Source organism: Bradyrhizobium cosmicum (assembly GCF_007290395.2).
In the GTDB taxonomy this organism is placed as follows: domain Bacteria; phylum Pseudomonadota; class Alphaproteobacteria; order Rhizobiales; family Xanthobacteraceae; genus Bradyrhizobium; species Bradyrhizobium cosmicum.
Map to the genome: position 1 here is coordinate 2,749,065 of NZ_CP041656.2, position 20,397 is coordinate 2,769,461.

22 protein-coding genes are annotated in these 20,397 nt (G+C 65.0%); 9 read left to right on the forward strand and 13 right to left on the reverse strand.

Annotated elements, in window-relative coordinates:
• Positions 1 to 16: 16 nt before the first annotated feature.
• The 3 genes from FNV92_RS12950 to rpe all read right to left on the reverse strand — a co-directional run bounded on the left by FNV92_RS12950 (position 17) and on the right by rpe (position 1,413).
• Complete coding sequence (locus FNV92_RS12950) at positions 17 to 175, reverse strand: hypothetical protein (RefSeq protein WP_240536168.1); 159 nt, start codon at positions 173 to 175, stop codon at positions 17 to 19.
• 56 nt (positions 176 to 231) lie between these two features.
• Positions 232 to 411, reverse strand: coding sequence for a hypothetical protein (locus tag FNV92_RS12955; protein WP_143840681.1), 180 nt, complete (start codon positions 409 to 411; stop codon positions 232 to 234).
• A gap of 300 nt (positions 412 to 711) precedes the next feature.
• Positions 712 to 1,413, reverse strand: coding sequence for a ribulose-phosphate 3-epimerase (gene rpe / locus FNV92_RS12960; RefSeq protein ID WP_143840680.1), 702 nt, complete (start codon positions 1,411 to 1,413; stop codon positions 712 to 714).
• 252 nt (positions 1,414 to 1,665) lie between these two features.
• Here rpe and FNV92_RS12965 point away from each other — a divergent pair, with 252 nt between their 5' ends.
• Positions 1,666 to 2,460: an EF-hand domain-containing protein gene (locus tag FNV92_RS12965; protein WP_143840679.1), complete on the forward strand. Its 795-nt coding sequence runs from the start codon at positions 1,666 to 1,668 to the stop codon at positions 2,458 to 2,460.
• A gap of 19 nt (positions 2,461 to 2,479) precedes the next feature.
• Here the strand turns inward: FNV92_RS12965 and FNV92_RS12970 are convergent, their stop codons facing one another.
• Entirely contained in the window at positions 2,480 to 3,478 is a 999-nt protein-coding gene (locus tag FNV92_RS12970; protein ID WP_143840678.1) for a P1 family peptidase, read from the reverse strand.
• A 54-nt stretch (positions 3,479 to 3,532) separates the two neighbouring features.
• A complete protein-coding gene (locus FNV92_RS12975) occupies positions 3,533 to 6,313 on the reverse strand; it encodes a PAS domain S-box protein (RefSeq protein WP_186355490.1) in 2,781 nt (926 codons plus the stop codon).
• A gap of 267 nt (positions 6,314 to 6,580) precedes the next feature.
• Here FNV92_RS12975 and FNV92_RS12980 point away from each other — a divergent pair, with 267 nt between their 5' ends.
• Positions 6,581 to 6,967, forward strand: a complete 387-nt coding sequence (locus FNV92_RS12980) for a response regulator (protein ID WP_143840676.1) — start codon at positions 6,581 to 6,583, stop codon at positions 6,965 to 6,967.
• Positions 6,968 to 7,040: 73 nt separating this feature from the next.
• On the opposite strand, the gene FNV92_RS12985 is transcribed toward FNV92_RS12980, so the two are convergent.
• The 5 genes from FNV92_RS12985 to FNV92_RS13005 all read right to left on the reverse strand — a co-directional run bounded on the left by FNV92_RS12985 (position 7,041) and on the right by FNV92_RS13005 (position 12,139).
• Positions 7,041 to 8,159, reverse strand: coding sequence for a branched-chain amino acid ABC transporter substrate-binding protein (locus FNV92_RS12985; RefSeq protein WP_015685114.1), 1,119 nt, complete (start codon positions 8,157 to 8,159; stop codon positions 7,041 to 7,043).
• Positions 8,160 to 8,319: 160 nt separating this feature from the next.
• Positions 8,320 to 9,060, reverse strand: coding sequence for an ABC transporter ATP-binding protein (locus FNV92_RS12990; RefSeq protein WP_143840675.1), 741 nt, complete (start codon positions 9,058 to 9,060; stop codon positions 8,320 to 8,322).
• Entirely contained in the window at positions 9,057 to 9,890 is an 834-nt protein-coding gene (locus FNV92_RS12995; RefSeq protein WP_015685116.1) for an ABC transporter ATP-binding protein, read from the reverse strand. Before FNV92_RS12995 ends, FNV92_RS12990 begins: the two co-directional genes overlap by 4 nt.
• Positions 9,887 to 11,212, reverse strand: coding sequence for a high-affinity branched-chain amino acid ABC transporter permease LivM (livM, locus tag FNV92_RS13000; protein WP_143840674.1), 1,326 nt, complete (start codon positions 11,210 to 11,212; stop codon positions 9,887 to 9,889). The genes FNV92_RS12995 and livM overlap by 4 nt, the downstream gene beginning before the upstream one ends.
• Before the next feature lie 9 nt (positions 11,213 to 11,221).
• Complete coding sequence (locus FNV92_RS13005) at positions 11,222 to 12,139, reverse strand: ABC transporter permease subunit (RefSeq protein WP_015685118.1); 918 nt, start codon at positions 12,137 to 12,139, stop codon at positions 11,222 to 11,224.
• Positions 12,140 to 12,416: 277 nt separating this feature from the next.
• On the opposite strand from FNV92_RS13005, the gene FNV92_RS13010 reads away from it, so the two are divergent.
• Positions 12,417 to 12,578, forward strand: coding sequence for a hypothetical protein (locus tag FNV92_RS13010; protein WP_168213234.1), 162 nt, complete (start codon positions 12,417 to 12,419; stop codon positions 12,576 to 12,578).
• 246 nt (positions 12,579 to 12,824) lie between these two features.
• On the forward strand, positions 12,825 to 13,349 hold the full coding sequence (locus FNV92_RS13015; protein WP_143840673.1) for a hypothetical protein: 525 nt from the start codon (positions 12,825 to 12,827) through the stop codon (positions 13,347 to 13,349).
• On the opposite strand, the gene FNV92_RS13020 is transcribed toward FNV92_RS13015, so the two are convergent.
• The 3 genes from FNV92_RS13020 to FNV92_RS13030 all read right to left on the reverse strand — a co-directional run bounded on the left by FNV92_RS13020 (position 13,311) and on the right by FNV92_RS13030 (position 15,978).
• Positions 13,311 to 13,703: a carboxymuconolactone decarboxylase family protein gene (locus tag FNV92_RS13020; protein WP_143840672.1), complete on the reverse strand. Its 393-nt coding sequence runs from the start codon at positions 13,701 to 13,703 to the stop codon at positions 13,311 to 13,313. The genes FNV92_RS13015 and FNV92_RS13020 overlap by 39 nt on opposite strands.
• Before the next feature lie 108 nt (positions 13,704 to 13,811).
• Positions 13,812 to 14,594 (reverse strand): 3-oxoadipate enol-lactonase, encoded by a 783-nt coding sequence (gene pcaD, locus FNV92_RS13025; protein WP_143840671.1) that lies wholly within the window; start codon positions 14,592 to 14,594, stop codon positions 13,812 to 13,814.
• 28 nt (positions 14,595 to 14,622) lie between these two features.
• Entirely contained in the window at positions 14,623 to 15,978 is a 1,356-nt protein-coding gene (locus FNV92_RS13030; protein ID WP_143840670.1) for a 3-carboxy-cis,cis-muconate cycloisomerase, read from the reverse strand.
• A gap of 185 nt (positions 15,979 to 16,163) precedes the next feature.
• On the opposite strand from FNV92_RS13030, the gene FNV92_RS13035 reads away from it, so the two are divergent.
• From FNV92_RS13035 to FNV92_RS13055, 5 genes are all read left to right on the forward strand, one after another.
• Positions 16,164 to 16,610 carry an SRPBCC family protein gene (locus FNV92_RS13035; RefSeq protein ID WP_143840669.1) on the forward strand — a complete coding sequence of 149 codons (447 nt, stop codon included), beginning with the start codon at positions 16,164 to 16,166 and terminating at the stop codon, positions 16,608 to 16,610.
• Positions 16,611 to 16,745: 135 nt separating this feature from the next.
• Positions 16,746 to 17,231 carry a (2Fe-2S)-binding protein gene (locus tag FNV92_RS13040; protein ID WP_008137528.1) on the forward strand — a complete coding sequence of 162 codons (486 nt, stop codon included), beginning with the start codon at positions 16,746 to 16,748 and terminating at the stop codon, positions 17,229 to 17,231.
• A 33-nt stretch (positions 17,232 to 17,264) separates the two neighbouring features.
• Positions 17,265 to 18,071, forward strand: a complete 807-nt coding sequence (locus tag FNV92_RS13045) for an FAD binding domain-containing protein (RefSeq protein WP_015685125.1) — start codon at positions 17,265 to 17,267, stop codon at positions 18,069 to 18,071.
• Positions 18,072 to 18,135: 64 nt separating this feature from the next.
• A complete protein-coding gene (locus FNV92_RS13050) occupies positions 18,136 to 19,044 on the forward strand; it encodes an AAA family ATPase (protein WP_143840668.1) in 909 nt (302 codons plus the stop codon).
• Between the two features lie 149 nt (positions 19,045 to 19,193).
• Entirely contained in the window at positions 19,194 to 20,396 is a 1,203-nt protein-coding gene (locus FNV92_RS13055) for a vWA domain-containing protein (RefSeq protein WP_143840667.1), read from the forward strand.
• The last annotated feature ends 1 nt before the right edge of the window (position 20,397 follow it).

The window sequence follows — 20,397 nt, forward strand, 5'->3', positions numbered from 1 at the left end:
GATTGCGGAGAGGAGCTCAGGCCGCGTGGGCGGTTTGGACGGAGCGCTTGCGGCGGATGGGCCAGGAGAACTGGGGACCGGGCTCGCCGTGATCCGCGCTGCCGCCGAAATACTGGATGATCTCGCGGCAGGGCTCGCAGTTGAACAGGTTGCGCGACGCGGATGTCTTGGTCATTTCCTTCAGGCAGTTCGGGCAGTGCGGTTTCATCAATCTTGGTCCAATCAAGAATTTCAATGCTGGCGCGGTGACCGGAACGGATAATCAAGGTCTGCCGTCTCGGCCCCGGTGTCGTCGCGCATCTCGCCTTCGGTGCGTTCGAGCCGGCCGAAGAAATCATCGAGGCTCGGATGCGGACGTCGCGGGATGCGACACCGGCGCTTCGGTTGACGCTTCACGAGTACGATCTGCACGGTGTCAGATCCGATGGCGACGGATGTGACGGGCCGAACGGGCCGGGACTTGTACCGGTCCGGCCGACGGGCCAAACACGACAAACGCACTGAAACCGATCCACAACGCCACGCCAGTCCAAACCAGGGTCGTCGTCATGATGTGCTCCCGCGAAAACAGGCAGGAATCACTAACGGTGATTTGCGCGAATCAGGGAAGCCCGGAGGAGTACGGACCTTAGTTGCAATTTTAGGCATTGCGCGCCGCAACTCCCTTAGGAGCCGCAGTTCTGCGGGAGCTGGTGTCGTGGCTGACGCGGCTTAGATGGCTTCGCCGCGAGCCGCCAGCGCTGCGCTCCGGATCGCTGCGATGTTGGTCTTATAGGCCTCTTGCGTGCCGCCCTTGAACACGGAAGTACCAGCGACGAACGCGTTGGCACCGGCCGCGGCGAGGGGGCCGGCGACGTCAGGGCCGACACCGCCATCGACCTCGATGTCGATCGGACGCCCGGCGGTCATCGCGCGGATGTCACGGATCTTGCCGATCGCGGAGGGGATGAAGGCCTGGCCGCCGAAGCCGGGATTGACCGACATCACCAGCACGAGGTCGACGAGGTCGATGACGTATTCGAGCACGCTGATCGGCGTGCCCGGGTTGAGCGAGACGCCGGCCTTCTTGCCGAGTGCGCGGATGGCCTGGAGCGAACGGTGCAGATGGGGACCGGCCTCCGCATGCACGGTGATGTGGTCGCAGCCGGCTTTCGCAAAGGCCTCGAGATAGGGGTCGCAGGGCGAGATCATCAGATGCGCGTCGAAGATCTTCTTGGTGTGCGGGCGCATCGCCTTGATGACGTCGGGGCCGTAGGAGATGTTCGGAACGAAATGCCCGTCCATCACGTCGAGATGGATCCAGTCGGCGCCGGCGGCGTCCACCGCCCGGACCTCTTCGCCGAGCTTGGAGAAGTCCGAGGCCAGGATCGAGGGCGCGATGGCCAGGGGGCGGGGGGCGAAGGCTTGGGTCATGGCGCGGTGTCCCGTGGCGGCCGTGAAAGGTGATGCTCGCCTAACATGGGCCTCTCAGCCGGGCAATGCAGGGGCGGTGAGCTTCCTGTGGGCGGAAATTTCTGCCGCGCCCGGCACGAATTGCCGGTGTTTCCGGTCCGCCCGGGGCGTAGTGAAGGCGGATTTCATTGAGCTTTTCGCGCTGGCACGACGCTTGCTGACTTCACCGCCAGAACATTGGTTGCGGCGTGCCGCATCGGTTGGAGTTGTGCAATGTTGCTCGCCCTTGGTGCCGTATCGAGCGCGCTCGACGCGATCCAATCGCTGACGAACTCGGAATCGTCATCGTCGACGCAGAAGGCCGACTCGGCGCAGAAGACCGGGGCCCGGCAAGGCACGACCAGCGCGTTCGCGGTCGACAATCCCGGCAACATCGTGAGCTCGCTGACCCCAAGCAAGGGTCCACAGCTCTCGCCGGAGACGATGAACGCGCTGTTCGCCGCGCAGAGCCAGTCGTCCACCAGCACGAACAGCACCGCCAGCTCGACCTCATCCAGCTCGACCTCCTCGACATCGACCAGTCGGGATGCGTCGCTGAAGGACCTGTTCTCGCAGATCGATGGCGACGGCGACGGCAAGATCACCAAATCCGAGTTCGAGAACGCGCTGGGAGCCGGGGGCACCAACCTCGCGAAGGCCGACGACGTCTTCTCGAAAATGGATTCGAACTCCGACGGTAGCGTCAGCCTGGACGAGATGTCGAAGGCGCTGAAGAGCGGCCATCATGGTCACCACGCGCAAGGAGCCAGCGGTTCGGGCGATGGATCGGATTCCTCGTCGTCGTCGAGCGGCGGGTCGACATCGACCACGACGACCGCCGCCGACGGCTCGACCACCACCACCGTCACCTATGCCGACGGCTTCAAGATGTCGACGACGGTCCCCGGCGCCTCCGGCTCCTCCGGCAATTCGGCCTATGATCTGTTCGCGCAGTTGATGCAGCGGCAAGGAGGGCAGGGGCAAGGCGCCTCCGCGGCTGCCGGCTCGTCGATGTCGATGAGTGTCTGACGTTTCAGCATCGCCGCTGTCATCCGCCGAACCTGTCCTTCCAAGCAGGTAGCGCGCCGGGGAATGGCAGAGCGGTGGCGTTGTAGACGCCGCGCGCGATCGCACGCGCAACCACGTTGGCGGCGACCGTGCCGAGCTCGGTGAGACCGACCAGCGGCTCGACCGGTTTCTCGCAGGTCGCGGCCGCAAACAGCACATCTCCGTCGGTCGGTGCATGCACCGGATAGATCGCGCGTGCGAATCCAGTATGCGCGATCATCGCAAGCCGCTTGGCCTGCGCCTTGGTCAGCGTGGCATCGGTAACGACGAGGCCGATCGTGGTGTTTTCGCGTGCGCTCGCGGCAGGGCCGCCCTTGATGCGCATCGCCAGCATGTCCTGCGTGAATTTGGGCGGCAGGCCGCGCCCGCCGAACTCGCCATTGTCTTCGAACGGCGCCGCCCAGAACCACGGCTCTTCGCCGACGGTCGCGCTGCCGACGGCGTTGACGACGATGATTGCGGCGACCTTGATGCCATTGGCCAGCACGGCCGAAGCCGAGCCGAGCCCGCCCTTGAAGGTCGCCGTGGTGGCCCCCAGGCCCGCACCGACGCTGCCCAGCGCGAAATCGTCGCCAGCGGCCACTGCCGCGGCGTAGCCGAGGTCGCGATAGGGCGCAAAGCGCCCCCAATTCTTGTCGCCGCCATTGAGCAGGTCGAACACGATCGCGCCCGGCACGATCGGGATCACCGCCTCGCGGATGCGGAAGCCGCGGCCCTGTTCGGCGAGCCAGGCCTGGACGCCGCCGCCGGCCTCGATGCCGAAGGCGGAGCCGCCGGACAGCGCGATCGCGTCGACGCGCTCGACCGTGCTGGCAAGATCGAGCAACGCGTCCTCGCGCGTGCCGGGGCCGCCGCCGCGCACGTCGATTGCAGCGACCGCCGGTTGGTCGAAAATGATCGCGGTCGTGCCCGAAGCGAGCTTCGCATCATGGGCATGGCCGACGCGGACGCCGGCGACATCGGTGAGCAGATTTTTCAAGGCCGGCACTCCATGCGCTGCAGCCGTCAGCGATAGCGCACCGAGGCCGAAGGCTCAACTCGCCAGCGCCGTCCTGAGCATCTTGGCGAGCTCGGACTTGCGGTAGGGCTTGGCCAGCAGCAGCACGCCGGAATCGAGCCTGCCGTGATGGACGATGGCGTTTTCGGTGTATCCCGAGGTGAACAGAGTCTTCAGGTCGGGGCGCCGCCGTGCCGCCTCGTCGGCGAGCTGCCGGCCGTTCATGTTGCCGGGCATGATGACGTCAGTGAAGAGCAGGTCGATGTCCTCGTCGGCGTCGATGATAACGAGGGCCTCGGCCGCGTTGGCTGCTTCCAGCGCGGTATAGCCGAGGCTCTTGACCTGGGTCATGACGTACTGCCGCACCAGCGCGTCGTCCTCAACGATGAGGATTCTCTCGTCGCCGCCGGTGATGGGCACGTTCTGAAGCGCCTCGAACTCGGTCTCCTGCACGCCGCTCGAGCGTGGCAGGTAGATCTTCACGCTCGTGCCGTGGCCTTCCTCGCTGTAAATCTTGATGTGGCCGCCCGACTGCTTGACGAAGCCGAACACCATACTGAGCCCGAGGCCGGTGCCCTTGCCGACTTCCTTGGTCGTGAAGAAGGGATCGAACACCCGCTCGATCAGTTCGGGCGGAATGCCCGTGCCGGTGTCGCTGATTGCGATCATCACGTAATTGCCGGCAAGGACATCGGGATTCATGCTGGCGTAGCCGTCGTCGAGGAAGACGTTGCGGGTTTCCAGCACCAGGGTGCCGCCGTTGGGCATGGCATCACGCGCATTCAGCGCGAGATTGAGGATTGCGGTCGAGAGCTGGCCGGGGTCGACCAGTGCCGGCCAGGCATCCTCGGTGAGTTGCGGCATGATGGTGATCTGCTCGCCGAGGGTCGGATGCAGCAGCTTGGCGGCCTCGAGCGTCAGCGCGTTGACGTCGATCTCGCGCGGCTGCAGCGGCTGCTTGCGGGCAAAGGCGAGCAGGTGCTTGGTCAGTTGCGCGCCGCGCTCGGCGGCATCGTCGATCAGCTTGGTGATGGCGGCGAGCTCGGGGCGGTCGGCCACGGCGTCAGCCAGGATGCCGATCGTGCCGGTGATGACGGTCAGCACGTTGTTGAAATCGTGGGCGACGCCGCCGGTCAATTGGCCGATCGAGTCCATCTTCTGGACTTGTCGAAATTGGGCCTCGGCGGCCTGCTTGTCGGTCAGGTCGCGGCCGATGAAGAAATGGCGCTTCACCGGCTCCGACCAGGTGCCCATCCAGTTCAGCGTGACCTCGTGACCGTCGTCGTGATAGTAGCGCGCCTCGAAGCTGCGCTTGACCGCACCACGCCGCGCCGCGCGCATCTCGTTGCGTGTCTTGTCGAGATCGTCGGGGTGAATGAACTGGGTCGCGCTGTGCCCGATCATGTCGTCCGGGCTATAGCCGAGAATGTCCTTCACGCTGGGGCTGACCTGCACGAAATTGCCAAAGCCGTCGGTGACCAGAATCAGATCCTGCGAGGTCTCGAAGATGCGCTGGCGCTCTTCGGTCTCGCGGCGCAGTTTCTCCCTGGCTTGCTTCTCCTCGGTAATGTCATGGGCGATCTTGGAGGCGCCGATGATCTCGCCGCTGTCCGATCTCAGGGGCGAGACATTCAGGACGACGTCGAGTTGGCGGCCGTCCTTGCGAATGCGGACCGTCTCGTGCTGCGCGATCGTCTCGTTGCCGCTGATGCGGTTGAGAATACCCCTGGCTTCGGCTTTCCGGTCCGGCGGCACGACGAGATAGATCGACTGGCCGATGGCCTCGGCGGCGGTATAGCCGAACAGATGCTCGGCAGCCTTGTTCCAGCCCGTGATGACGCCGTCGAGCGACTCGGTGATGATGGCATCGTTGGAGGACTCGACCACGGCGCCGTAGAGCGCCAGGCGCTTGCCGTAGAAGTCGCGATCCGAGGCCGATTGCTGCCGCAATCTGCCAACGAGGCCGATCGTGTGCGCCTGGAGGCGGACGTTCTCGATCAGCAGTACGGCAAGCACGAAGCTCGCAGCGCAAAGGCCGTAGAGGCGGCCGGCGTAGAAGCCGAGATCGTAGCGGGCGACGTTGACGATTGCCGACAGTGCGATGTCGAACAGCCAGGCGCACATCGTGACCATGAGCCAGACGTCGATCACGGTGTGCGGCCTGCGAAACCACAGCGTGATCAGCGCCGCGAAGCTCAGGGACCAGACGAACGAGACCACGCCGATCATGGTGGTGGTGTAGTGGCCATCCTTCAGCAGGATCGGCAGCAGGCCGTGCTGCGCAGTTACGAGCCAGCCGAACACGGTCATCGTCGCGAGCACGCCGGCAACGGAGAGTGCGACCGCGGATGCCGTCGGGCCAGCGACCCTGTTCCCGCCATTGCCGTCCTTCAGCCAGCCGTAAGCCAGTACGAACAGCGGGAAGCCGCCATGCCAGATCATGTAGAGCCAGACGGTGGTCTGCGAGCCGGCACCGAGCAGTCCCGCCGGGGCGAACAGCCCGGGGAAGGTGAGGGCGTGCGTCGCCGCGGCCGCCGCCGTGAACAGGTAGCCGGTCGCCAGCAGCAACAGCGCACGGCTGCGCAGCACGGCGAACTGCGACAGCAACAGAACGGCGGTGATGATGTCGTTGACCGCGAGCGCCGACTGATAGCTCGCCACGAACGCCGGCACCTGCGCCAGCGGCGTGCCCGCAAACGGCACGGCCAGCGCAAACAGGATCGCGGAGATGCCGACGATCGCCAAGGCTGCCTTGCGATCGCTTTGCGTCGCCGGCAAGGTCGAAAGGAAGGTACTCCGGTCGGCGGGGGCTAGCACGTTGAGCTCTGGTAAGCCGGCATGGTGACCTCGTACGTCAATCTCTTCCGTCCGGGACAGCAGCTTCCGTCATGGTAGCCGGCTCCGGGCGCGCATCCTGACAGAAAGCGCTTGCGACTCAACCGAGGGTTACAGCTTACTTAACTTGGAGGGGGACTCGGAACAGGTATCTGGTAAGGGCTGATTTACTGGACAGACTCATACTGCCTTGCCGCCCTTCTGCGGTAAATTGAATCAATTAATGATGCGAATTCGGGAGTTGTTCCCATGCCCCGTGTCCTCGTTATCGACGACCAGAAGGGCGTCCGTGCCATGGTCGCGATGGTGCTTCGGGTCAACCATTATGACGTAGTCGAAGCCGAAAGTGGCGCCGAGGGGTTGAGGGCGTTCGGCGAGAGCCCTTTTGACGCTGCGATTGTCGATATTTTCCTGGCCGAGACCAGCGGCGTCGATGTCATGGCAACCATTCGGGAGCGTGTTCCGGGGTTTCCGATCGTGGCGGTCTCCGGCATGACCGCGCTGGATTTCGTGGGCGAGGCGCCCGATCTGAAGGGCGTCGTCTGTCTGCAAAAGCCGTTTCGGCCGAACGATCTGCTGCAGGCGCTCCGGAAGGCGCAGGCTGCGGCGGGTGGGGAACTGTCGGCTGCCGTCTGACAGTGCCGTCAAACGAAACGCCCCGGCGAGCCGGGGCGTTGGTTGGTCGGGTTAAAAGGTCAGCCTGGCTGTCTCAGGTCCCGTTACCCTTGATCTCGGCGTAGCCGCCCTTGGCGTCCCACTTGTAGACGACGTAGTCGAGCTGCTTGATGTCGCCCTTGGCGTCGTACTCGATCGGGCCGATCACGGTGTCCCACTTGCCGGCCTTGATCGCCGCCATCACTTTCTTGGCGTCGGTGGTGCCGGCCTTCTTGGCCGCCTGCGACCAGACCTGCATCGCCGCGTAGGTGTAGAGCGTATAGCCTTCGGGGTCGATGTTCTTGGCCTTGAAGGCATCGACGATCTTCTTCGCGGTCGGTTTATTGCGCGGATCGGGGCCGAAGGTGAACAGCGTACCTTCGCCGGCCGGGCCGGTGATGGAGGCGTACTCCTTGTCGGCCAGCGCATCGCCGGCCATCAGGATCGTCTTGAGGCCCTGGTCGCGCATCTGACGCAGGATCAGGCCGCTCTCTTGATGGTAGCCGCCGACATAGACGAGGTCGATGTTGTCGCGCTTCAGGCGCGAGACGATCGCGTTGAAGTCCTTGTCGCCCTTGTTGTAGGACTCGTACATCTTCTCGGTGATGCCGGCCTTGTTGAGCGCCTTCTTGGTCTCGTCGGCCAGACCCTTGCCGTAGGTGGTCTTGTCGTTGAGGATCGCGATGTTCTTGCCCTTGAAGTTCTTGGCGATGTACTGCGCCGCGACCAGGCCCTGCTGATCGTCGCGGCCGCACACCCGTGCCACGTTCCACAGGCCGCTGTCGGTGAACTTCGGATTGGTGGAGGCGGGGGTGATCTGGAGCACGTTGCCGTCGGCATAGGCTTCCGAGGCGGGGATCGACGACGACGAGCAATAGTGCCCGGCGACGAACGGCATTTTCGCGCTCGCGATCTTCTCAGCGACCGAGCGGGCCTGCTTCGGATCGCAGGCATCGTCCTCGACGGAGAGCGCGAGCTTCTTGCCGTTGACGCCGCCTGCGGTGTTGATGTCAGCCACGGCCATCTCGGCGCCGTTCTTCATCTGGCGGCCGAAGGCGGACTCGCCGCCCGTCATCGGGCCTGCGACTGCGACCGTGACATCCTGCGCGAACGCCGCGCTCGACAGCGCGATCGACGCGCCGAATGCCAGACCGATGAGCTTCAGTGATTTCATGAGATACCTCGCGGGTGGTCGTCTGTGGGAGTTGCCGGGTGCGCCCGGTCCAAACCGGCGCCATTCTTGAATGAATTCGGTGAGAAGTCACCGGCAAAATACGGGCATTGGCGGAGATATCTCGCCACATTCGGCCGCACTTGATCCGGCTTTGCGCCGCTCAGCCGTGCCGGCCGCCTTCCAGATAGGCGGCGCGAATCTCGGGGCGCTGCAGCAACTCGGCGCCCGTCCCGGCCAGCGTGATCAGGCCGTTGACCATGACATAGCCGCGATGGGCGAGCTTGAGCGCGTGGTTAGCATTCTGCTCGACGATCAGCACCGTCAGGCCGTCCTGCCGGTTCAGGGTGCGGATCGCGTCGAAAATCTGGCGGGCGATCAGCGGCGCCAGCCCGAGCGAGGGTTCGTCGAGCAGAAGAAGGCGGGGGCGACTCATCAGGGCACGGCCGATCGCCAGCATCTGCTGCTCGCCGCCGGACAGCGTTCCGCCGCGCTGGGCGTAGCGTTCCTTCAGCCGTGGAAACAGCGAGAACACGCGTTCCAGTGTCGCCTCGCGTTCGGCATCGGTGCACTCGGTGGCATCCGCCCCCATCTGGAGGTTCTCCGCGACGCTCATGCGCGGGAAGATGCGGCGGCCCTCAGGCGATTGCGCGATGCGCAAATGCGCGATCTCGTGGGTCGGAACGTCGGTAATGTCGCGGCCTTCGTAGAGGATCTGGCCGGCGCGGGCGCGCGGCTTGCCGAAGATCGTCATCATCAGCGTCGACTTGCCGGCACCGTTGGCGCCGATCAGCGCCACGATCTCGCCGGCATTGATCTCGACGTCGACGCCTTTCAGCGCCTCGATCTTGCCGTAGGCGGCGCGCAAGGACCGGATCGCGAGCAGTGGATTGGGCGACGTCACGACCCGCCCTCCATTACCGCCACGGCTTCGTCTTCGTCGGTGCCGAGATAGGCGGCGATCACCTTGGGATCGTCGCGCACCGCGCGGGGCGATCCTTCCGCGATCTTGACGCCATGGTCCATCACCACGATGTGGTCGGAGATTTCCATCACCACCGACATGTCGTGCTCGATCAGCAGGATCGAGGTGCCGAGCTCGTTGCGGATCGAGAGCAGCAGCTCGCTCAGGGCGGCGCTCTCGCGCGCATTGAGGCCGGCAGCGGGCTCGTCCAGGCACAGCAGTGCAGGTTCGGTACACATCGCGCGTGCGATTTCGAGCCGGCGCTGGTCGCCATAGGCGAGATTGCCGGCCGCGTCGTCGGCGCGGTCGAGCAGATTGACCCGTTTGAGCCAGTCGGTGGCAAGATCGATCGCGTGCTTCTCGGCGTCGCGGTAGACAGGGGCGCCGATCAGGCCGAGCAAGGTGAAGCCGGAGGCGCGCATCAGCGCGTTGTGCTGCGCCACCATCAGGTTTTCCAGCGCGGTCATGCCGGGAAACAGCCGGATGTTCTGGAAGGTGCGAGCCACCTTGGCCTGCTTGGCGATGCGGAAATCGTTCAGCCGCTCCAGCGCGATCACCTTGCCGTCGTCATGGGTGAGGCGGATGGCGCCGCCGCTCGGCTTGTAGAAGCCGGTGATGCAGTTGAAGACGGTGGTCTTGCCGGCGCCGTTCGGCCCGATCAGCGCGGTGATCTTGTTGCGCTCGGCGGCAAAGGACAGGTCCTGCACCGCAACGATGCCGCCGAAGCGCATCGTGAGCCGTTCGACGCTGAGAATCTTCGCGCCGCTCATCCGTGGCCTTCCTTGACGAGGTCGGAGGAGATCGCGTGCGCCTTGGTCAGGTATACGGTCGGCGCGCGATGGCCGATCAGACCGCGCGGCCGCCAGATCATGATCAGCACCATGGCCATGCCGAACACCAGCATGCGGTAGGTCTCGAGGCTGCGGAACAGCTCGAAGCCGCCGATCATGGCGAGTGCGGCGAGTGCCACGCCGAGCTGCGAGCCCATGCCGCCGAGCACGACGATGGCGAGCACCAGCGCCGATTCCTGGAAAGTAAAGGATTCCGGGCTGATGAAGCCCTGGCGCGTTGCGAAGAACGCACCGGCGAAGCCGCCGAACATCGCGCCGGTCGCGAACGCCGTGAGTTTCGTCGTCGTGGTGTTGATGCCGAGCGCGCGGCAGGCGACTTCGTCCTCGCGCAGGGCCTCCCAGGCGCGCCCGATCGGCAGGCGGCGCAAGCGGATCGTCACCCAGTTGGTGAGCAGCGCCAGCGCCAGGATCAGATAGAACAGGAAGACGATGCGATGGGTCGGCGAGTATTCGATGCCGAGCCTGGCGGCGAGCCCGCTATCGCTGTTGTCGAGCGGGATGCCGAAGAAGGAGGGACGCGGAATGCCGGAGACGCCGTTGGGCCCGCCGGTCAGATCCTGCCAGTTGATGATGACGAGGCGGATGATCTCGCCGAAGGCGAGCGTCACGATGGCGAGATAGTCGCCGCGCAGGCGCAGCACGGGAAAGCCGAGCAGCACGCCCCAGAACGCAGCCAGGATGCCCGCGAGCGGCAGGCAGACCCAGAACGACCAGCCGAAATTGGTGGCAAGCAGCGCGTAGGAATAGGCGCCCACCGCGTAGAACGCGACGTAGCCGAGATCGAGCAGGCCCGCGAGCCCGACCACCACGTTCAACCCCCATCCGAGCATTACATAGGTGAGCACGAGGATCGCGAGGTCGAGGATGTAGCGCTGGTCGTAGAAGATCACGGGCACCAGCAGCGTGAAGATCAGCAGAGCCGGTGCGAGGTAGCGGCCGACGAAGGACATGCCGGTTTGCACCGCGGGCAGTATGAGCTTCTCAGTGCCCGCCGGGCCGATCCACTGGCGCAACAGCTCGATCACGATCGAGCCGCCGAACACTGCGGCGACGAGCGCTGCGACGTCGCCGAAGCGCGTCCAATAGGTGAGCTGGCCATCGGAGCCCGCCTCGGTGCGGATTCCGACCATCAACGAGAACAGCACCAGCGCGATCAAGGCGTTGACGAAGGCTGTTTTCAGGAGAGCGGGGATGCCGGCGGAGCGGCTTGCGGAAGCGGTTTCTGGCGAAATGACTGTCACGCGCGACCGTCAGACTTTTTCGACTTCGGGACGGCCGAGCAGGCCGGTCGGCATGAAGATCAGCACGACGATCAGGATCGAGAACGCCGCGACGTCCTTGTACTCGACCGAGAAATAGGCCGACCAGAACGTCTCGATCAGGCCGATCGCGAGACCGCCGAGCATCGCGCCCGGCAGCGAGCCGATGCCGCCGAGCACGGCGGCGGTGAACGCCTTGATGCCGGCGACGAACCCCATGAAGAAATCGACCAGGCCGTAATAGAGCAGGTACATCAGGCCGGCGACGGCTGCGAGCGCGGCGCCGATCACGAATGTCATGGAGATGGTGCGGTCGACGTCGACACCGAGCAGGGCCGCCATGGTCTGGTCCTGCTCGCAGGCGCGCATGTCGCGCCCGAGCCGCGTGCGCGACACCAGCCATGTGAAGATCGCCAAGAGCACGATGGTGGTGATGACCACGATGATCTGGATGTTGGAGAGCTGGATCACGAAGCCGTCCGCGCTCTCGTGCAGCGTATAGCCGCCGGTGATGACGGGCGGGATCGGCTTGACGCGCGCGCCCTGCGCCACCTGCGAGTAGTTGGTCAGCACGAAGGACATGCCGATCGCCGACAGCATCGGGGCGAGGCGGAAGGAATGACGCAGAGGCCGGTAGGCGATGCGCTCGATGGTCCAGCCATAGAGCGCGGTGATCGCCATCGAGACCAGCAGCACGATGAGCAGGATCACCGGGATCGCGGTGAGGCCGGTCGAGATCAGGAGCAGGAAGGTGATGAGGGCGATGAAGCCGCCGATCATGAAGACGTCGCCGTGGGCGAAGTTGATCATGCCGACGATGCCGTAGACCATCGTGTAGCCGATCGCGATCAGGCCGTAGATGGAGCCGAGCACGAGGCCGTTGATGAGCTGCTGGGCGAAATAATCCATAAGGCTGCCGTTACCCCAACCTGACGCGACTCAAAGGGAGCTCTTCGAAGATTTTCTCGGGCCCCGGCAGCCCATGAGCATTCACCGGGTTTTGTAACAGGAGGGAACTGGCGGCTGCAACTGGCCAAGCCTTGGCATAAAGGCTTGTACAGAGTCATTTCGTTACGGATGTCGTCTTGAGGTTCCGCAGGACGTGAGGAACCGGGTTCCGCATAGCAACCAAAATCGGTGCCGGCGGTTGTCCCGGCACTGACGTCCAACAAGGGAGTTTCCCGACATGACGAAGCAGCAGAACCAGAATCCGGGCCAGCAGGGCCAGAACCCCGGTCAGCAACAGGGCGGCGGCCAGAAGCCCGGGCAGCAGCAGCAGGATCCGCAGCGCCAGGGCGACAAGCCCGGCCAGCAGCAGGGCGGGCAGCACCGTCAGGACAACAAGTAATCTGGGAGCCCAATAATCTCGGAGCGCAAGATATTTTGGAGCCCAAGACAGAAGGTTCGTGAAGAGAGGCCCCGCCGAAAGGCGGGGCTTTTTCGTGGGCCCGCGTCTTTGGCCCGCTCCTTGGGCCGCGCGGTCCACAGGCAGTTAAGGTAAACAAAGAGTTTAAATTGCCGCCGCAGTCTGATGCGAGTTAGCTCCCGGCAAGCCTTCTGGCGAGGGCGCGTAGCAGGCGAAGCGGGAAGCGGCATGTTCAGGAATTGGCGGATCGGCTCGGTCAACGGCGCGCTGGTGGCCGCTTATTTTATCCCGGCCTGGACGCTGGTTGCCTTCAACATCATGGTCGCGCCGGTGCACGGCCTCTACGAGCGGCCGAGCGTTGCGGTGGCGCTGTTCCTCAGCGACCATCTCCAGATGGCGGGGATGGAGACGGTGCGCGCGGCCTGGCTGCTGGCGCTTGGCCGGCTGACCGTCGTGGCGTTCTTCGCGATCTATCTCTTGCTTCTGTGCATCCCGCGCGTCCGCAAGGGCGGCGGCAGCGACGAGGCGCTCGGCATCGCGCTGGCAATCGGCAGCCTGATCTCGTTTGCCAGCATGGTGATGGCCTCGAAGGTCGGCGAGTTGGCCGCCCTCCGCCTGCACGCCACTGAGTTGCTGTTGCTGCTCGGCGCTGCCATCGTGGTGGTGATCGAACGGCCCGCGCCGGCGCCGAAGACCGTCGAGGCTCCAGCGCCGCTAGCTCTTGAGCAGGCCGAGCTCCTGCACAATCGCTGAGGCTTCCTTGACGGCGTGGTTCACCGCCGGCACGCCGCAATAGATCGCCTGCTGCAGCAGGATTTCCTTGATGTCGTCGGCGGTGAAACCGCCCTCGGCGAGCGCCGCGCGCACATGCAGGCGGAACTCGTCCCATTGCCCGAGCGCGACCATGGTGCCGATCACCAGCACCCGCCGCGTGCGCTCGTCGAAATGCGGCCGTGTCCAGATCTCGCCCCAGGCATAGCGCGTGATCATGTCCTGGAAGTCGGTGTTGAAGGCGTTGCGGCCCGCGATCGACTTGTCGACCCAGGCATTGCCGAGCACTTTTCGGCGCATGGTCATGCCGGCGTCGCGGCGCTTCTGGTCGTCCATTCTATCCTCCTCTCCGTCATTGCGAGGAGCGTAGCGACGAAGCAATCCAGACTGTCTCCACGGCGGGATTTCTGGATTGCTTCGCTGCGCTCGCAATGACGGTTGTTGCTAGCGCTGCGTCAGGAATCCCACCACCGCGTCGGTGAACGCGTGCGGCTGCTCGACATTTGAAATGTGGGCGGCGTCGATGATGGTCATGCTGGCGCCGGGAATGTTGGAGCGGATCAGTTCGCCCGCCGAGATCGGCGTCGCCTGGTCGTGGCGGCCGGCGATCACCAATGTCGGGCTCTTGATCTTCGGCAGCAGCGCGCGCTGGTCGAGCGTGGACAGCGCTTCGCAGCAGGCCAGATACCCCTCGACGGGGGTGGCGAGCAGCATCGATTTCATCTTCGCGGTGATGTCGGGCTCGCGCTCGCGGAAATCCTGCGTCAGCCAGCCCGCAATGACGGCATCGGCAACGGCGGCGATGCCGCCCTTCTTCACGGCGTCGATGCGCTCCAGCCATTTGGTCGGCTCGGCATAGTAGCAGGAGGTATTGGCGAGGATGAGCTTGCCGAATCTTTCAGGCGCATTTGCGCCCAGCCATTGCCCGACCATGCCGCCCATCGACAGGCCGCACCAATGCACTTTCTCGATGTTGAGGTCGTCGAGGATCGCCAGCACGTCGCGGCCGAAGCGCTCCATCGTATAGGGCGCGGGCGGGACGTTCGACTTGCCGTGGCCGCGACGGTCGTAGCGGATGACGCGGAACACCTGCGTCAACGCCTTCATCTGCGGCTCCCACATCTGCAGCGTGCAGCCGAGCGAGTTGGAGAGCATCAGGGTCGGCCCGCCGTCGCGGCCCTCGACGGAGACGTTGATCAGGCAACCGTCGGCATCGATCATGGGCATGCGGCGTCTCCGTTTTATTCTCGCGCTTCTATTCGCGATTGAGGCTGTCGAGCAGGCGGTCGATTAGCGCCTGCGAAGCCCCTTGATAGGCCATCGGATCGAACAATGCCGCAATTTTTTCCGGCGAAAGATGCGCGGTGACGAGCGAATCGGCCGCGAGAATTTCGCGCAGATGCTGCTTTCCGGCAACCGCGCGCTTGCTCGCGGCCTCGATCAGATGGTGCGCGTCGCTCTTGCCGATCTTGTCGGCGAGCGCAAAGGTGACGGCTTCCGCCATGATCAGCCCGTGCGTCGCGTCGAGATTGCTGCGCATGCGCGCGGCGTCGACTTCCAGCCCTTCGGCGATGTCGACGATGGCGGCGAGCGCGCCTGATGTCACCAGCATCAATTGCGGCAGCGTCGGCCATTCCGCGTGCCAGGGGCCGGCGCTTCGCTCGTGATCCTGCACCTGGGCCGCAAAAATCGTCGCGGCGAGCTGCGGAGCCATGGTCGCGCAGCCCAGCGCGCTTGCGGCGGCGACCGGGTTGCGCTTGTGCGGCATGGTCGACGAGCCGCCGCGGCCTTCGCCGGCGGGCTCGAACGCTTCGCCGACATCGGTCTGCATCATCAGCGAGACGTCGCGCGCGATCTTGCCGCAGCTGCCGGCGAGAATCGCAAGACACGATGCCGCCTCCGCGATCCGGTCGCGATGGGTGTGCCAGGGCGCCTCGGGGAGCGGCAGACCCAACTCTTGAGCCAGCCGTTCGGCCACCGCGAGCCCCTTGTCGCCGAGGGCGGCAAGCGTGCCGGCGGCGCCGCCGAATTGCAGCGCGAGGCCCTCGCGGCGCAAGCGCCGCAGGCGGCAGCGGGCGCGGGCGAGGCTTGCGGCATATTCGGCGGCTTTCAGCCCGAACGGCATCGGCAGCGCGTGCTGGAGCCAGGTCCGTGCCACCATCGGGGTGTTGCGGTGGCTGCGCGCCAGTGCGGCAAAACCCTTGATGGCACGGCTGAGGTCGGCGTCCAGCGCGTCGATGCCTGCGCGAAGCGCCAGCATGGTCGCGGTGTCGATGACGTCCTGGCTGGTCGCGCCCCAATGCACGTAGCGCGCGGCTTCTGCATCGGCCTTGCCGACATGGGCGGTCAGCATCTTGACCAGGGGAATGGCGAGGTTGCCGGAGCGCGTCGCGGCCTCGGCCAGGGCGTTCCTATCGAAGGAATCGGCCTTGCAGGCAGCGCCGATCGGGCCGACTGCAGAGCCCGGAATCACGCCCGTGGCGGCCTCGGCCCGTGCCAGGGCTGCCTCGAAATCGAGCATGTTCTGCAGGGTAGACCGGTCGTCGCAGACGGCGCGCATGGCCGCGCTCGACAGCATCGGCGCGAGCAGGGGGGAGAGGGCTGTGCTCATGTTGCGCGCGACCTAACCATCATGGCCCGGCTGTGCCAATCCAAAACCGACTGCACAAGACTTATTGCGGTTGCGAATATGCATTGCACGTGACCGAGGGCCACCCTTTCCTTTGCGGCCTCCGTGCGTTACTTGAGCACTATTATTCTGACACGGTCCAAGCTCGATATCCCGGGAGGTACCCCATGGCCATGACAATGAACGGCGAAGTCCAGCTTGCGGCGCCGCGCGAGGCTGTGTGGGAGAAGCTCAACGATCCCGCGGTGCTGAAGGCCTGCATCCCCGGCTGCGAGGAGCTGGAGAGGACCGACGACGGCGGCTTCCGCGCAACGGCAAAAATGAAGGTCGGCCCGGTCTCGGCCCGCTTCAAGGGCAAGGTCACGCTGAGCGATCTCGACCCGCCGAACGGCTACAAGATCTCCGGTGAGGGCGAAGGCGGGGTGGCCGGATTCGCCAAGGGCGGCGCGGTGGTCAAGCTGGCAGAGAAGGACGGCGGCACGCTGCTCACCTACGAAGTCGAGGCGCAGATCGGCGGCAAGTTGGCGCAGCTCGGCCAGCGCCTGATCAACGGCACGGCCAAGAAGCTGGCCGACGAATTTTTCGCGAACTTCGCCAAGGCGGTACAGGGCTGAAGGCTATCGCCTTTCGTCATGGCACCTTGCGTCCGGGGCGATGTTGCCCCCGGGCATAATGGCCCATATGATGGGTTGGAATAATTATAAGAACCGCTTCGACGGGACCCGTCGGGGCGCTGATAGAGAGTGCTTATGGCAAAAATCTCCCTCATCGTGAACGGCAATCCTGTTACGGCCAATGTCGACCCCCGCACCCTCCTGGTGCAGTTCCTGCGCGAGAATCTGCGCCTGACCGGCACCCATGTCGGCTGCGATACGTCGCAGTGCGGCGCCTGCGTCGTGCATCTCGACGGCAAGGCCGTGAAGTCCTGCACCACGCTGGCCGTGATGGCCGATGGCCACGAGGTGAAGACGATCGAGGGGCTGGCCGCCGACGGCGCACCGCTGCATCCGATGCAGGAGGCCTTCCGCGAGCACCATGGCCTGCAGTGCGGCTTCTGCACGCCGGGCATGATCATGACCGCGATCGACATCGTCCATCGCAAGGGCAACGAGCTCGACGACCACACCATCCGCGAGGAGCTGGAAGGCAATCTCTGCCGCTGCACCGGCTACCAGAACATCGTCGCCTCGATCTCCGCCGGCGCCAAGGCGATGGCGAAATCCGATCTCGCCTAAACCGCGCACGCATCCCGCGATCAGGACATTCAGATGTACGAATTCAAATATCATCGCCCCGGGACCGTGCGGCAGGCCGCCAATCTCCTGGTGAAGAACGAAGACGCCAAGCTGGTCGCCGGCGGCCACACGCTGATTCCCGTCATGAAGCAGCGCCTCGCCAGCCCGCCGCATCTGGTCGACCTCTCCCATATCGAAGGGCTCGACGCGATCGAGATGAAGGGCCGCGCGCTCGTGATCGGCGCCACCGCCAAGCATGCCGAGGTCGCAAGCTCCGCGATCGTCGGTGAAGCCATTCCGGCGCTGGCGAATCTCGCCAGCCAGATCGGCGATCCCGCGGTGCGCCACAAGGGCACGATCGGCGGCTCGCTCGCCAACAACGATCCGACCGCCGACTATCCGGCTGCCGTGCTCGCGCTCGGCGCCACCATCGTCACCAACAAGCGCCGGCTCAAGGCCGAGGAGTATTTCCAGGGCCTGTTCACGACCGCGCTCGAAGCCGACGAGATCATCACCAAGGTGATGTTCCCGCTGCCGAAGAAGGCGGCCTACATCAAGTTCCGCAACCAGGCCTCGCGCTATGCGCTGGTCGGCGTGTTCGTGGCGCGGCGTCCCTCCGACGTGCGGGTTGCCGTCACCGGTGCCGGCTCCGAAGGCGTGTTTCGCGTCACCGCGTTCGAGGAAGCTCTAAAGAAGCGGTTCTCGGCGAAGGCGCTCGACGGCATCGAGGTGCCGGCGGACGGCCTCAACAGCGACATTCACGGCAGCGCCGAATACCGTGCGCACCTCATCGGGGTGTTGACGCGGCGCGCCGTCGATGCCGCCAATGCCAAGGAGTGAGTGATCCTCACGATCTGGCCCAATACTTGCCCCCGGTGAGGGCGTAAGCAAGACTGGCTCTTTCATGACTCTTGTTGCCCTGCCGGCATCGGTCGATGCGATGCTCGAACTTCTCACTTCGCGCGGTTATCTCGCGGAGCGGTCGCTGGCGACGGTGACGTACCTCTCGCTGCGCATGGGCCGGCCGCTGTTCCTCGAGGGCGAAGCCGGCGTCGGCAAGACGGAGATCGCGAAGGTGCTGTCGGCGGCGCTGGGGCGCAAGCTGATCCGCCTGCAGTGCTACGAGGGCCTCGACGTCTCCTCCGCGGTCTACGAGTGGAACAGCGCCGCGCAGATGATCGCGATCCGGATGGCGGAAGCCGCTGGCGATACCGATCGCGACCAGCTCTCGTCCGATATCTTCGCCGATCGCTACATGATCAAGCGGCCCTTGCTCCAGGCGCTGGAGCCGGACGTCGCGGGGCCGCCGGTGCTGTTGATCGACGAGCTCGATCGCGCCGACGAGGCCTTCGAGGCTTATCTCCTGGAAATCCTCAGCGACTTCCAGGTGACCATTCCCGAGTTCGGCACGGTGAAGGCGCCGAGCCCGCCGATCGTCATCATCACCTCCAACCGCACCCGCGAAATCCACGACGCGCTGAAGCGGCGCTGTCTCTATCACTGGGTCGACTATCCCGCCGCAGAGCGCGAGCTCGCCATCGTCAAGGCGCGCGTGCCCGGCATCTCCGCGAAGCTGTCGCAGCAGGTGGTGCGCTTCGTCCAGGCACTGCGCAACCAGGATTTCTACAAGTCGCCAGGCGTTGCCGAGACCATCGACTGGGCGACCGCGCTGTCCGAGCTCGACGCCCGCTCGCTGACCCCGCAAGTGGTCGGCGACACGCTGGGCGCGCTGCTCAAGTACCAGGATGACATCACCCGCATGCAGGGCGACACCCTGCAGAAGGTGCTGAAGGAAGCGACGAGCGAGAATTGATCTTCCCGTCATTCCGGGGCGCGCGTAGCGCGAACCCGGAATCCATCGCGCCGCGCGGATGGTGGAGGAATGGATTCTCAGGTGCGCAATTGCGCACCTTAGCTCGCGACGTCGTCGCGCCCCGGAATGCCGACTGAGAGTGCTGAACCATGGCCATCAACCACCTGGCACCCGAGCAAACCGAGCAGTTCGCCGACAACATCGTCGGCTTTGCCCGTGCGCTGCGTTCGGCCGGCATGCCGGTGGGGCCGGGGGCGGTGATCGATGCGATGAGCGCGCTGCAAGTGATCGACATCGGCAACCGCGCCGATGTCTTCACCACGCTGGAGGCGATCTTCGTCAAGCGGCACGAGCATGCGCTGATCTTCAAGCAGGCCTTCAACCTGTTCTTCCGCGCCTCGGAAGAGTGGAAACACATGCTGGATTCGGTGCCGTTGCCGGACCAGGCCAAGAAGAAGCCGCAGGCCGGCTCCCGCCGCGTGCAGGAGGCGATGTCGCAGCCGCGGATGACGGAGACGCCGCAGCACCAGGAGCAGGATCTGCGTCTGTCGGTCTCCGACAAGGAAATCCTTCAGAAGAAGGATTTTGCCCAGATGAGCGCAGCGGAGATCACCGAAGCCCTCCACGCCATCGAGCGGATGCGGCTGCCGCAGGCCGAGCTTCTGACGCGCCGGCAGCGGCCCGATCCACGCGGGCTTCGTCTCGACCTGCGCCGCACGCTGCGGGCATCGCTGCGCACCGGCGGCGACATCATCGACATCCATCGCCTCGGGCGGATCGAGAAGCCGGCGCCGATCGTCGCGCTGCTCGATATCTCGGGCTCGATGAGTGAGTACACCCGCCTGTTCCTGCATTTCCTCCACGCCATCGGCGACGCCCGCAAGCGCGTCTCGGTGTTCCTGTTCGGCACCCGGCTCACAAACGTCACCCGCGCGCTGCGGCAGCGCGATCCGGACGAGGCGCTGGCGAGCTGTTCGGCCTCGGTCGAGGATTGGGCCGGCGGCACGCGGATCTCGGCCTCGCTGCACAACTTCAACAAATTGTGGGCCCGCCGGGTGCTGAGCCAGGGCGCCATCGTGCTCCTGATCTCCGACGGGCTGGAGCGGGAAGCCGATTCCAAGCTGGCTTTCGAGATGGACCGGCTGCACCGCTCCTGCCGCCGGCTGATCTGGCTCAACCCGCTGCTCCGGTTCGGCGGCTTCGAGGCCAAGGCCCAGGGCATCAAAATGATGCTCCCGCACGTTGACGAATTCCGCCCGGTACATAATTTGAGTTCGATCCATGAGCTGATCAGCGCGCTCTCCCGGCCGCTGCCGCCGCAACACCGCAGCCTGATCCGCTCCGCAGCCTGAG

Coding starts and splice junctions, on each gene's coding strand:
- FNV92_RS12950 (WP_240536168.1), bottom strand. CDS start 175: ATGACCAAGACATCCGCGTCGCGCAACCTGTTCAACTGCGAGCCCTGC.
- rpe (WP_143840680.1), bottom strand. CDS start 1,413: ATGACCCAAGCCTTCGCCCCCCGCCCCCTGGCCATCGCGCCCTCGATC.
- FNV92_RS12965 (WP_143840679.1), top strand. CDS start 1,666: ATGTTGCTCGCCCTTGGTGCCGTATCGAGCGCGCTCGACGCGATCCAA.
- FNV92_RS12980 (WP_143840676.1), top strand. CDS start 6,581: ATGCCCCGTGTCCTCGTTATCGACGACCAGAAGGGCGTCCGTGCCATG.
- FNV92_RS12985 (WP_015685114.1), bottom strand. CDS start 8,159: ATGAAATCACTGAAGCTCATCGGTCTGGCATTCGGCGCGTCGATCGCG.
- FNV92_RS12995 (WP_015685116.1), bottom strand. CDS start 9,890: ATGAGCGGCGCGAAGATTCTCAGCGTCGAACGGCTCACGATGCGCTTC.
- FNV92_RS13005 (WP_015685118.1), bottom strand. CDS start 12,139: ATGGATTATTTCGCCCAGCAGCTCATCAACGGCCTCGTGCTCGGCTCC.
- FNV92_RS13010 (WP_168213234.1), top strand. CDS start 12,417: ATGACGAAGCAGCAGAACCAGAATCCGGGCCAGCAGGGCCAGAACCCC.
- FNV92_RS13015 (WP_143840673.1), top strand. CDS start 12,825: ATGTTCAGGAATTGGCGGATCGGCTCGGTCAACGGCGCGCTGGTGGCC.
- FNV92_RS13020 (WP_143840672.1), bottom strand. CDS start 13,703: ATGGACGACCAGAAGCGCCGCGACGCCGGCATGACCATGCGCCGAAAA.
- pcaD (WP_143840671.1), bottom strand. CDS start 14,594: ATGCCCATGATCGATGCCGACGGTTGCCTGATCAACGTCTCCGTCGAG.
- FNV92_RS13030 (WP_143840670.1), bottom strand. CDS start 15,978: ATGAGCACAGCCCTCTCCCCCCTGCTCGCGCCGATGCTGTCGAGCGCG.
- FNV92_RS13035 (WP_143840669.1), top strand. CDS start 16,164: ATGGCCATGACAATGAACGGCGAAGTCCAGCTTGCGGCGCCGCGCGAG.
- FNV92_RS13040 (WP_008137528.1), top strand. CDS start 16,746: ATGGCAAAAATCTCCCTCATCGTGAACGGCAATCCTGTTACGGCCAAT.
- FNV92_RS13045 (WP_015685125.1), top strand. CDS start 17,265: ATGTACGAATTCAAATATCATCGCCCCGGGACCGTGCGGCAGGCCGCC.
- FNV92_RS13050 (WP_143840668.1), top strand. CDS start 18,136: ATGACTCTTGTTGCCCTGCCGGCATCGGTCGATGCGATGCTCGAACTT.
- FNV92_RS13055 (WP_143840667.1), top strand. CDS start 19,194: ATGGCCATCAACCACCTGGCACCCGAGCAAACCGAGCAGTTCGCCGAC.